This window comes from Niabella agricola (assembly GCF_021538615.1).
Taxonomy (GTDB): domain Bacteria; phylum Bacteroidota; class Bacteroidia; order Chitinophagales; family Chitinophagaceae; genus Niabella; species Niabella agricola.
The window spans coordinates 2,955,690-2,966,830 of record NZ_JAJHIZ010000003.1 but is presented as its reverse complement, the minus strand read 5'-3'; the positions used below and the strand labels follow the sequence as shown (position 1 = coordinate 2,966,830).

Sequence of the window (11,141 nt, the reverse complement as noted above, 5' to 3'; positions counted from 1 at the left end):
AGCATCGCAGTTTATGAGCATCGGCAACCCATTTACATCAGATACTCCCGCAGTTATTAATATATGTATCATCGAAGATGACGAGGTCATTCGCAAGGGATATGTGAGCCTCTTGCAGTCGGACGAAGAATTTTTTACATCCGGGGAATATGCATCTGCTGAAGAAGCGTTGAAGCACCTGGAGGAAGAGCAGCCGGATGTAATCCTTTTAGATATCCAACTACCGGGTATCAAAGGAGTGGATGCGCTTCCTGCTATAAAAAAAATCCTTCCCCATGTACAGGTCATTATGCTTACGGTTCATGAAACCGAGGACCTTATTTTTACAGCATTAAAAAACGGTGCGTCGGGCTATCTGACAAAAAATACACCCTTCAATAAAATAAAAGACCATATCAGGGAAGTAATGAAGGGTGGGGGTGTTATGAGCGCCGGTATCGCCATGCAGGTGATGCGCCATTTTCAAAAAAACATAAACTCCCCGTTAACAAAAAGGGAAACAGAAATCCTGGAGTGTATTTCCGATGGAAAGAGCCGCTCGAAGATTGCGGCACAGTTATTCATTGATCTTGAAACGGTAAAATCGCATATCAAAAATATTTATCACAAGCTGGATGTCAACTCCCGCGATGAAGCCATTAAGGTTGCCCGGAAAGACCGGTATATTTAAATCATCCGGCGACCCTTTTTCCCTAAATATTTTTTATTTCTACGAACTACCTGCCGGTACCGGCTTGCAGGCGGAATCGCTTATTAATATGCAGGGGCCTAAACCGCATATAGCAGCGGAAAGACAGAGCGTTGACAACATTCCGGTTAAATGCGGCTTTGGACGACAAGCAGCTTTTAACATTTTCTACACACCCCGGCGATAAAAATCACGTTTAAAGGGGGAGTACTTTTTTTTAAGATGGTAATATTTTTATGACAGAAAGCGAAAGAATACAACTTTTAAAAAATAAAAATACAGCCATGAAACAGTTTACTTTTTTTATGCTCCTCTGCTGCCTGGGAACCGGGGTCTTTGCGTCAAATCCGGTTGTTGGAGAACGACCACTGCAGTCCTTTCACTCCCTGTTCAAAAACGTACAAAACGTAGTTTGGGCTTCCGGTAAGGACTACTGTGATGTTTCTTTCCAGACAGAAGGAAAGCTGATGAAAGCCCGGTTTGACAATGCCGGTAACCTTATTCAAACCATCCGCTATTACAAGGAAGAGAACCTCCCGGTATTTGTGCGGCAGCGGATCCATAAGCAATACAGCGGTTGCGAAATCTACGGAGTAACCGAGTTGTCAACCAAAGACGCACTTACATACACGTTTTCGCTTCGCAACAACCGGCATTTATTTGTAGTGATATCAGACCTGAACGGCGATGTGATTTCCTCAAAAAAATACATCCGGAGCGAATCATAACGTTTGCACTTGCATTAAAAGCCTCGGGAAAGAAGCGGCCTCCGCCTTCCAGGAACGGGAGACTGCTTCTTCGCCTGACGCAACTGAATATACTGTAGCGCTTGTATTTGAAGCCCCGGAGGCGCTACCGCCTTTTTACAAGGCTCCATTTTGCAATGGTCATTTCAAACCGGATTTCTCCCTTTCCGTGCGTACCGCATTCCTCCCAACCAGCCTTGCGGTAAAAGGCTTCCGCTCTGGTACCCGGCGCGGTACCCAGCCAAACAGTTTGAGCCGTTTGCATAAAATACCAATCCAGCATTACATCGTGCAATTGTTTTCCAACACCCTTTTTTTCAAATTCTGGGAGCACAAATAAGGCCCATATATTATACTCCCTCAGGTCTGCAATGGAAAACCCAACCACCCGGCCACTCATTTCATAAACCCATCCCTTTCCTCTTTGTGTAATAAATTCCTCGCAATCCATATCCGTTACAAGACCCGGATCGGAAAGTGTATTTTCTTTCACGGCATTCCGAACCCGCTGTATTTGTGGTATATCGTTTATGCAGGCTTCCCTGATCATAATCATCAATGGTTTTATATCTCCGTTGAACGCTATTTTTATTGTAATGTATTCAAATAATTGTTAAGAACAATATCCTGCTTTATATCCGTCAACATAAATATCTCTTGCCCGGATAAAGTCGCCGGAAAAAGACCGGTGCCACAACCACTCCGCCAGGTTTGGCCATCCCGCAAATCCTTTTTAATTTTAGTAAAAACATTGTTGTGATGCCCGAAAAAAACCAGACCACCCGGATTACGGCGGCATTTTTGGACTATGAAAAGTTTAAGGCCGACATTACGCGAATGGAGAATGAGGTAGCGCAGTTAAGAGCAAACAGGGATCGGTTGCTGCAGCCTGCAGCCTCCGAACTTACCGATCTTGTTGCTCAGAAGATCGTTGATTACGATGAGCAGATCATCCGGGAAGAAAGCGCCATTAACCAATATGAGTTTGAAATGGAGAAGGTTGTCACCTTCCTTGAATCTGTCTTTGCCAGGATTGGGGTCGATAAAGCAATCCGTGTAGTAAGCCTGGGCCATGAAGCCTTCCATATTTACCGCAACGATAAGAACCTGTTTTCAAGGGAAAAAGAGCTAAAGGCGTTCTTGTAAAAACGGCACGTGATTGAAAAAGAACTAAACTAACACAGTGTAACACAATAACTTAAGACCAAAAAGAAGGACTGATGATTGCAGAACCAGGAACAAAAATTTGCTTCCTTTATTTTCTTATCGCTACTGCCGCTTAACTATGACTTCCGCTATATTGCATTTTTCATTTATCTCATTTTAATCCCCCCCAAAAATTATGTTGGGCTAACCATACAATGATCCCAGGGCCAGCGTATGTATGGCCCCGGTTAGTAACGCTGATCAGGAAAATAGTATTGAATATTATGCCGCAACAAGCCCGAAGGCTTCCCAATGGCTAATGTATATTAAATTGAGCCGGACACCGGCAGGTGAACCAAAACTGCCGGATAAAACAACAACATAAAAAATGAAACATTTCGCATGGCCGCTCGTATTTTTATTACTATTATGTGCTAACCCGTTGCCTTCGCCTCCCCGCGCGGCGAAAACGATTCCGGATCTGGCAATTATGAATCATAAAGGCATGCCAGGAGGCCTGCTGAAACATGCCAAAAGCGTCTTAATAAAAGATTTACCAGAAAAAGTAGCCCTAAACAGAAAAGACCCTAAATTATACAGCTCTTATTATTTTACCTTTGCAGCAAGTGATGGTTATAGAGTAGTTTACCCAGGGAACGAAATTTTTAATTCCCCGATCGGGAATAACTTATATATGGTTACATCCATACAAAATGAATTCCTGTAACAAATACGTAGCAGGATCCTGGTGGTAACCACTACAGATTTTAAACCGGCCGAAGATTTATAAATCTTAGTAAATAATAGTGAGCAGCGTTTTATAAAAGCAGTTATGATAACAGATAGTTACGGTCGTATTATTAATTATCTGCGGCTAGCCGTTACAGATCGTTGCAACCTGCGTTGTACGTATTGTATGCCTCAAGACGGGTTAGACTGGCTTCCGCGCAAGGAATTGATGACTTATGAAGAAATGCTGCGTATTTGTTCATTGTTCGTAAAAATGGGGGTGGAAAAGATACGCATTACGGGCGGTGAGCCTTTTATAAGGAAAGACCTGATGGTTTTCCTGGAGCACCTTTCGGCTACCAGCGGCTTAAAAGAACTTACCCTTACGACAAACGGGCTACTTACTGCGCCTCTGGTTCCGGAATTGAAACGCATCGGTATTCAATCCGTAAATCTCAGTCTCGACACGTTGGATGAACAGCGTTTCCGGAAAATAAGCCGCCGGGATGGACTGGGTCAGGTGATAAAAACACTGGAAACCCTTCTCGCATTTGGTATTGCCGTAAAAATAAACACTGTGGTAATGGAAGATCATAATATTGAAGACATCATTCCCCTGGTGCAGCTTACAAAAACACAGCCCGTCTCCGTTCGTTTTATTGAAGAAATGCCGTTTAACGGGGGCACACATACGATCTCCCTGAAATGGGATCACCAGCACATCCTGCAATTTATCCGGGAACATTTTCCGGATATTCAAAAAACTCCGGATACCCCACACGCCACTTCCTCCAATTACCATATTCCGGGATATGAAGGAAATATAGGCATTATTGCGGCTTACAGCCGTAGTTTTTGCGGCTCCTGTAACCGGATACGCATCACACCTACAGGAATTGTAAGAACCTGCCTGTACGACGCGGGCAAATTAAATGTGAAAGATCTGCTGCGTAAGGGAAGTACGGACGAGGATTTAGAAATTATGATCAGAGCGGTGCTGTTAAAAAAGCCTGCTGATGGCTGGGATGCACAGCGTTTGCTGTCCGGGCAAAAATCAGCACACCAGTCAATGGCAACAATTGGAGGATAGTATTATGGACCCTATAACCGTAGCGCAGGCAGATAAAATCATTCAATCGCAAATCGGGAATTACGGCACTGAAGAAGTGGGATATGATTCGGCATTGGGGCGAATACTCGCGGAGAATATAGTTTGCGACCGGGATTTGCCGCCGTTTAACAGGGCAACCGTTGATGGCATTACCATAGATTTCAATGCATATGCTGAAGGCGTACGCTCTTTTAAAATAAAAGCCGTACAGGCTGCAGGCGAACCTCCGGTTCCCATCTCAGCAAAGGACGAATGTATTGAAATAATGACCGGCGCGGCACTGGATCATAGTGTAAATACGGTGATCCGCTACGAAGATATCGATATTGTCAATGGTACTGCAACCATAAAAAATATAGAGATCATTAAGGGCCAGCAAATACACCTGCAGGGCAGGGACAAAAAAAGGGGCGACCAGATTGCTAATGCAGATTGCATTATTACACCCGCGTTACTGGGGCTTTTGGCCGCTGTAGGTAAAACAAACGTTCTGGTAAAGAAAGTTCCGCGTATAAAAATCATTACCACCGGCGATGAAATGATCGAAGCAGAAAAAGCACCTACGCCCTACCAGCTGCGGCGCTCCAACGGAATAGTAATCAAATCCGTACTGGAAAAGCATCATGTAACGGCTGATGTAGCGCACCTGGCTGATGATGCTGAACTGATAAAAAAAGAATTGGCCCGCTGCCTGAATGATTATGATGTACTGCTGATGAGCGGTGGCGTATCAATGGGAAAATTTGATTATGTTCCCCGGGTCTTAAACGCGTTGGGCGTGGAAGCATTATTTTACAAAGTACTGCAACGGCCGGGAAAGCCTTTCTGGTTTGGCTCCTACAAAAGACAAAAGCCGGTTTTTGCATTTCCGGGTAACCCTGTTTCCGTGTTTATGTGTCTGCATCGTTATTTTATTCCCTGGCTGAACGCTTCCCTGGGAATCACAGACCGGCCACAGTATGCAGTACTGCAAACCGACATTCGCTTTGCACCGGCCCTTCAATACTTTGTTCAGGTGCAGCTCCGGAGTAATACAGATGGGCGTCTGATGGCTACGGTGCATGATACCAATGGATCCGGGGACTTCAGCCACCTGACCGATACAGATGCGTTTATGGAATTACCGTTGGATCAACATGAATTCAAGCAGGGCACCTGCTATAGAATCTGGAACTACTAAAATACTCCCCATGCCTGGTTTTACACATTTAAATAACGAAGGTCAGCCTACTGTGGTAAATGTAAGCAAAAAGAACATCACGCACAGAAAGGCAACAGCGCAAGCAATTGTTGCATTACCCGAACCCGTTTTCCAGGAACTTCAAAAAGATGGTTTCACTACCAAAAAAGGCACGGTATTTCAAATAGCAATTATTGCGGGCATTATGGCAGCCAAGAAAACGGGCGAACTGATTCCCCTATGCCATCCGCTGGGGTTGGATCATTGCGATATTCACATTGAGGTGAACAATCAGCAGGAAATTGTGATTCATTGCACTGCTGCTGTTGAAGCAAAAACCGGTGTGGAAATGGAAGCCTTAACGGGTGCAACCGTAGCCGCGCTTACTATTTACGATATGTGCAAGGCGCTTAGCCACGATATTTTAATAAGAGGTATCCAACTAATGGAAAAAACCGGAGGTAAAAATGATTTTAAACGTGCATAAACTACCGGCATTAAATGGGCTGGTACTGGCGGGTGGAAAAAGCCGCAGAATGGGTACGGCTAAGGACCTGATACAATGGCATGGTAAAGAGCAGCGCTATTATACGGCCGACCTGCTGCACCATTGTTGTGACGAGGTTTTTATCTCCTGCCGGCAGGAACAGGAAAAAGAAATCAACACTGCCTATAAAGCTTTGCCGGACAGTTTTTTGAACATGGGACCACTGGGAGGCATCCTTTCCGCGTTTCGCTCTCAGCCGGATAAAGCCTGGCTGGTGGTGGCCTGTGACCTCCCGTTAGTCAACAAAAAGACACTGGAGCACTTAATTAAAAACAGAGCCGATACAAAAATTGCCACTGCTTACGAAAGTCCGGTTGATGGCTTACCCGAACCACTAATCACCATTTGGGAGCCGGCCAGTTATCCGGTATTGTTGAACTTCCTGGGACAGGGTATTACCTGTCCGAGAAAAGTATTAATACAAAACAAGGCTTTACTATTGAAGCCTTTGCAACCCGAAACGCTCATGAATGTGAATACTCCTGAAGAAGCCGTTACAGTAAAAGAAATGATAGACAATGGAAAGCAATAAGCCATGACACACGATCATTTTGAACGCTATCATTGTCAGATAGCCTTACCTGGTTTTGGTAAAAATGTACAACGGCTCCTGCAAAATGCCCGGGTATTGATTGTAGGCGCTGGCGGCCTGGGCTGTCCTGCAGCCCAATACCTTGCCGCAGCAGGCATTGGGACCATTGGCATCGCCGATGATGATGTGGTATCTGTAAGCAATCTGCACCGCCAGGTATTGTACACGCCTCAGGATGTAGGTTTACCTAAGGTGGAAATTGCATCAAAAAAATTACAGCAGCAAAACCCGGGTATTGTCGTCATTCCATACAATGTGCGTGTTACCTCAATGAACGTGATGGACCTTATTGCCGGCTTCGACCTGGTCATTGAAGGCGCCGACAATTTTGAAACAAAATATTTGCTGAACGATGCCTGCGTGCTTTCAGGAAAACCATTGGTATATGGCGCTATCTATCAATACGAGGGGCAGGTAAGTGTGTGGAACGTATTGCAGGAAGATGGAAGCCGGTCTCCCAATTACCGGGATGTTTTTCCCAATGCAGCAACAGCAGAAGTGCCTAATTGCGCGGAAGGCGGCGTTATCCCCACACTGGCCGGCATGGTAGGCTGCATGCAGGCGAATGAAGCCATTAAATTTTTTTCGGCAAAAGAAAAACTATTAACCGGAAAACTGTGGATCCTGAATGTGCAGGAGCATAGCTCCTATACGGTACGGCTTAAAAAGCAAACCGCCGTTCAAATTACTGGACTGCCACCAACTATTTCAACCATTGATTTTGACAGTGTGCAAAAAATGGCCGCGTACCAGTTCATTGATGTACGTTCTGAAACGGAACACCAGGATTTTAATATCGGGGGAAAAAACATCCCGTTGGAAATACTTGCCAACAATCCCGAAGTACTTTCCTCCTCCATGCCTGTTGTTTTTTATTGCGCCTCCGGAAGGCGTAGTGCGGCAGCTGCAAGGATCATTTTAAACCGGTTTCCACAGGCAACCGTGTATTCTTTAGAAGGCGGCTTGCAAGCGTTGAAAAAAACCTCATCCGTGTAACCGGCTCCGCTTCCAAAATCAATCTATAAATATATCCTGCTTTTTAGCGGTTGCAGCTGTATGCCTTCCTGCCAATTCCAACAATGTGGTTTCGATCATCTCACACATATTGCTAAGGGCCAGATCATTAGTGTCTGTACCAAAAGGCTCTTCTATTTCATCAGCGATGGCCTCAAAAGCCACAAAAGTATACGCAATAAAGACCACTATAAAGGGCGTGAACCAGCGAAGACTGTCCACCAAACCGAAGGGTAATAAAAAGCAATAAATATAAACAGTGCGATGGAGCAATACCCGGTAACTGTACGGAATAGGGGTGGAAGCAATTCTTTCACAGCCACCAATCACATCCGCAATTTTATCAATATTCGCATCAAAGCGCGCCTGCTGAATGGAATCTATATTATTTTCAAGCTTTGCTTTTTGTACCCACTCGCCCAACAACCTGGTTATTACGATGGGCTTATACTGCTCCTGTTCAACCAGTTTAAATTGCTTTTCGCTTAACCGTTTCCGGAGATCTTCCGTTGGATCGGTGCCTCTCAGCTGATGCTTTAAGGCATAGGTACAGGCGGTAAGCAACGCTACAAATGTGATAACGGAGGCATCTGCAATCTTTGTATTTACCAGCGTTAACGCCTGGCGAACCAGCGAGCGGGTGATGTTTAGCTGTGCGCCCCATAGTTTACGGCCCTCCCAAAAGCGCTCATAACTGGCATTATTGCGGAATCCCAGGAACAAAGCCAGCACAAATCCGAACAAAGTAAGCGGGGCGGGGTTCAGCGGCACTTTGTAGGAAAGAATATGCCCATGCAGGTATACAATTACAAATGAAAGTAAAAACAGCGCCAGCAGGCGGGGCAATACCTTAGGAAGCACGGAGCCCCGCCACACAAAGAGCATTCTGAACCAATGTTCTTTTTTTCTGATGATCATAAGAATTATTACACCTCGTTAAATTGAACGCGAAACATAAAAAAGTACAGGCTTACACCTGCTATCGTTGTAATTGGCCCCGATAAAGCATTTCGTCTACCTTTTTATATACCTCCGGGCTATGCTTCCTGATTTTTATTCTTACGTATTTTGATGCGGGCATATTGCTTTCTTTTACCACGTTGTTTACTGATATCAGCACATTTGTTTCCGGGAAATAGGTAACCGTATTTTTTTCAGGGATGGGATAGGCTACGATAATGAAGAGGGGCGCAACGCGTTCGATTCCATCATCATAATTAAACAGGTCTACCTTATCCCCATCCTTAAAGCCGGCATGGTCGATGTCTTTTTGATTCATAAATACTACGCGCCGCTCATTGTGGATCCCGCGGTAGCGGTCATCCAAACCATAAATGGTTGTGTTAAACTGATCATGAGTGCGGGTGGTAGCCATCATGTATTCATCATCCGCCAGGCGGTTATCAGGCAGTTCCGTAAGGGTAAATGGCGCCCGATAGTTGTATTGTTTTGCAAACCGTTGTTCATCACGGGCTGCGTTGGGTAAATAAAACCCGCCTTTTTCCCGTACGCGCCTGTTGTAATCTTTAAAACCCGGGATGCATTGTTCAATATCATCCCTTACGGCATCATAACTGTCATGATAACGCTGCCAGTTCACTACCGACCGACTGCCTAAAGTAGCCATTGCCATACGGCAAACAATCTGGGTTTCGTTAACAAGGTTGTCCGATACCGGTTCCAGTATGCCCTTTGAATGCTGTACCACACCCATTGAATTTTCTGTGGAAATCATTTGCACTTCCCCATTGACAATATCTTTATCGCTCCGGCCGTAAGTAGGTAAAATGAGCGCTTCCTTCCCGTGAACTAAATGTCCCCGGTTTAATTTTGTAGAAACGCAGACCAGTAAATGAAGTTTCCGGAGCGCATTAGCCGTATAAGTCGTATCAGGTGTTGCAGACAAAAAGTTTCCACCCATACAAAAAAGCACTTTTACCTTTTCTTCGTGCATGGCTTTAATGGCCCTTACGACATCATAGCCGTGCCGGCGCGGCACTTTAAATCCGTAAAATTTTTCAAGGCGGTCTAACTGTTCATCCGTTGGTTTCTCATCAATCAGCATCGTTCTGTTGCCCTGCACGTTACTATGGCCTCTTACCGGGCACACCCCGCCGCCGGGTATGCCGATGCAGCCTTTCAGCAGCAAAATATTCAGGATTTCCCGGATCATGCCCACCCCGTTGGGTTGCTGGGTAAGGCCCATACCCCAGCAAACTATAATACGTTTTTTAAAGGCCATCATCTGGGCCGCTTCGTAAATTGCCGCAGGTGTAAGTCCGGCTTCAGCAGCAAGAGCATCAAGCGTATATTTTTCAAACTGCTGGGTAAATGCATCAAAGCCGGTCGTTTTTTCCCGGATAAAATCATGGTCGAACACCGCTCCCGGAGATGTTTTTTCAAAATCAAGCAGCAGTAATTCGATGGCTTTTAAAAGGGCCATATCCCCATTGATCTTTACCGGCAAATACAGATCGGCAAGCTTCCCGCCATGACCTAAAACGCCGGATACCTCCTGGGGATTCCGGAAGCCCATTAATCCCGCTTCCGGCAAAGGATTGACCGCGATAATCTTCGCCCCGTTTTTCTTTCCTTTTGCAAGCGCGCTCATCATTCTCGGCGCGTTGGTTCCGGGGTTTTGGCCTATAATGATAATAATATCCGTATCATAAAAATCCTCCAGCTTTACCGTTCCTTTACCAATACCGATGGTGGGACGCAAGGCAGAGCCGGATGTTTCATGACACATATTGGAACAATCGGGCATATTGTTCGTGCCAAACGCTTTTGCAAAAAGCTGGTAAACAAAGGACGCTTCGTTACTGGTTCTGCCGGATGTGTAGAATGCCGCAGCATCCGGAGTGTTCAACGCATTCAGCTGTGTTGCAATTTTTTTAAACGCATCCTCCCAGCTTATCGGTTGATAGTGTGTTGCTCCTTCCGGCAGGTATAGGGGTTCCGTCAGCCGCCCCAGCTTACCGATCCGGTAATCATCCAGCTTTGCAAGATCCATTACTGAATTTTTTTTAAAAAAGTCCGCTGTAAGTCTTTTTGTTGTGGCCTCTTCCGCCAGGGCCTTCGCACCGTTTTCACAGTACTCCGCTACGGGCGAGCGCTCATCATCAGGATCAGGCCATGCACAACTGGGACAGTCAAATCCCTTGAACTGATTCATTTTCAGCAAGGCCACGTTTCCCCTGAAAAACGTTTTTTCTTCAATAAGGTCTTTCATGGCTGCCATTACAGCAGGTATCCCAGCCGCCCAGGTCTTTAAAGGGGTTAATTTAAGGTTTAATAATTTGTATGGATTCTCTGCATCCGGTTCCGACTTCAGCATCGTTTCTATTTCCTTTTTGTGCAGGGAGCCGATATTGTAATCTGCTTTCAT

The 11,141-nt window shown here is 45.3% G+C and carries 12 protein-coding genes; 9 read left to right on the top strand and 3 right to left on the bottom strand.

Annotated elements, in window-relative coordinates; all coding sequences use genetic code 11:
- Window positions 1-13 precede the first annotated feature (13 nt).
- Window positions 14-670 (top strand): response regulator, encoded by a 657-nt coding sequence (locus tag LL912_RS17835; RefSeq protein ID WP_235554959.1) that lies wholly within the window; start codon window positions 14-16, stop codon window positions 668-670.
- 302 nt (window positions 671-972) lie between these two features.
- Entirely contained in the window at window positions 973-1,416 is a 444-nt protein-coding gene (locus LL912_RS17830; protein ID WP_235554958.1) for a hypothetical protein, read from the top strand.
- A gap of 124 nt (window positions 1,417-1,540) precedes the next feature.
- Here LL912_RS17830 and LL912_RS17825 read toward each other — a convergent pair whose 3' ends face one another.
- Entirely contained in the window at window positions 1,541-1,984 is a 444-nt protein-coding gene (locus tag LL912_RS17825; RefSeq protein WP_235554956.1) for a GNAT family N-acetyltransferase, read from the bottom strand.
- A 206-nt stretch (window positions 1,985-2,190) separates the two neighbouring features.
- On the opposite strand from LL912_RS17825, the gene LL912_RS17820 reads away from it, so the two are divergent.
- The 7 genes from LL912_RS17820 (at window position 2,191) to LL912_RS17790 (ending at window position 7,735) form a co-directional block, all read left to right on the top strand.
- Window positions 2,191-2,580, top strand: coding sequence for a hypothetical protein (locus tag LL912_RS17820; RefSeq protein WP_235554954.1), 390 nt, complete (start codon window positions 2,191-2,193; stop codon window positions 2,578-2,580).
- A gap of 388 nt (window positions 2,581-2,968) precedes the next feature.
- Window positions 2,969-3,307, top strand: coding sequence for a hypothetical protein (locus LL912_RS17815; RefSeq protein WP_235554953.1), 339 nt, complete (start codon window positions 2,969-2,971; stop codon window positions 3,305-3,307).
- Between the two features lie 105 nt (window positions 3,308-3,412).
- Window positions 3,413-4,399, top strand: a complete 987-nt coding sequence (gene moaA, locus LL912_RS17810) for a GTP 3',8-cyclase MoaA (RefSeq protein WP_235554952.1) — start codon at window positions 3,413-3,415, stop codon at window positions 4,397-4,399.
- A complete protein-coding gene (locus LL912_RS17805) occupies window positions 4,326-5,600 on the top strand; it encodes a molybdopterin molybdotransferase MoeA (protein WP_235554951.1) in 1,275 nt (424 codons plus the stop codon). Before moaA ends, LL912_RS17805 begins: the two co-directional genes overlap by 74 nt.
- 10 nt (window positions 5,601-5,610) lie before the next feature.
- Window positions 5,611-6,087: a cyclic pyranopterin monophosphate synthase MoaC gene (gene moaC / locus LL912_RS17800; RefSeq protein WP_235554950.1), complete on the top strand. Its 477-nt coding sequence runs from the start codon at window positions 5,611-5,613 to the stop codon at window positions 6,085-6,087.
- Window positions 6,068-6,679, top strand: a complete 612-nt coding sequence (locus LL912_RS17795) for an NTP transferase domain-containing protein (RefSeq protein ID WP_235554949.1) — start codon at window positions 6,068-6,070, stop codon at window positions 6,677-6,679. Before moaC ends, LL912_RS17795 begins: the two co-directional genes overlap by 20 nt.
- A 3-nt stretch (window positions 6,680-6,682) precedes the next feature.
- The gene (locus LL912_RS17790; RefSeq protein ID WP_235554948.1) at window positions 6,683-7,735 is read left to right on the top strand and encodes a HesA/MoeB/ThiF family protein; all 1,053 of its coding nucleotides are present in this window, start codon (window positions 6,683-6,685) and stop codon (window positions 7,733-7,735) included.
- Between the two features lie 18 nt (window positions 7,736-7,753).
- Here the strand turns inward: LL912_RS17790 and LL912_RS17785 are convergent, their stop codons facing one another.
- Together LL912_RS17785 and LL912_RS17780 are read right to left on the bottom strand one after the other, a co-directional pair.
- Window positions 7,754-8,671: a bestrophin family protein gene (locus LL912_RS17785; RefSeq protein WP_235554947.1), complete on the bottom strand. Its 918-nt coding sequence runs from the start codon at window positions 8,669-8,671 to the stop codon at window positions 7,754-7,756.
- 61 nt (window positions 8,672-8,732) lie between these two features.
- A complete protein-coding gene (locus tag LL912_RS17780; RefSeq protein WP_235554946.1) occupies window positions 8,733-11,141 on the bottom strand; it encodes an FdhF/YdeP family oxidoreductase in 2,409 nt (802 codons plus the stop codon).

What these genes read in the sequence shown, in the direction of transcription:
- LL912_RS17835 (WP_235554959.1), top strand. Translation starts at nt 14, where the DNA reads ATGAGCATCGGCAACCCATTTACATCAGATACTCCCGCAGTTATTAAT.
- LL912_RS17830 (WP_235554958.1), top strand. Translation starts at nt 973, where the DNA reads ATGAAACAGTTTACTTTTTTTATGCTCCTCTGCTGCCTGGGAACCGGG.
- LL912_RS17825 (WP_235554956.1), bottom strand. Translation starts at nt 1,984, where the DNA reads ATGATCAGGGAAGCCTGCATAAACGATATACCACAAATACAGCGGGTT.
- LL912_RS17815 (WP_235554953.1), top strand. Translation starts at nt 2,969, where the DNA reads ATGAAACATTTCGCATGGCCGCTCGTATTTTTATTACTATTATGTGCT.
- moaA (WP_235554952.1), top strand. Translation starts at nt 3,413, where the DNA reads ATGATAACAGATAGTTACGGTCGTATTATTAATTATCTGCGGCTAGCC.
- LL912_RS17805 (WP_235554951.1), top strand. Translation starts at nt 4,326, where the DNA reads ATGGCTGGGATGCACAGCGTTTGCTGTCCGGGCAAAAATCAGCACACC.
- moaC (WP_235554950.1), top strand. Translation starts at nt 5,611, where the DNA reads ATGCCTGGTTTTACACATTTAAATAACGAAGGTCAGCCTACTGTGGTA.
- LL912_RS17795 (WP_235554949.1), top strand. Translation starts at nt 6,068, where the DNA reads ATGATTTTAAACGTGCATAAACTACCGGCATTAAATGGGCTGGTACTG.
- LL912_RS17790 (WP_235554948.1), top strand. Translation starts at nt 6,683, where the DNA reads ATGACACACGATCATTTTGAACGCTATCATTGTCAGATAGCCTTACCT.
- LL912_RS17785 (WP_235554947.1), bottom strand. Translation starts at nt 8,671, where the DNA reads ATGATCATCAGAAAAAAAGAACATTGGTTCAGAATGCTCTTTGTGTGG.
- LL912_RS17780 (WP_235554946.1), bottom strand. Translation starts at nt 11,141, where the DNA reads ATGAAAGCAGATTACAATATCGGCTCCCTGCACAAAAAGGAAATAGAA.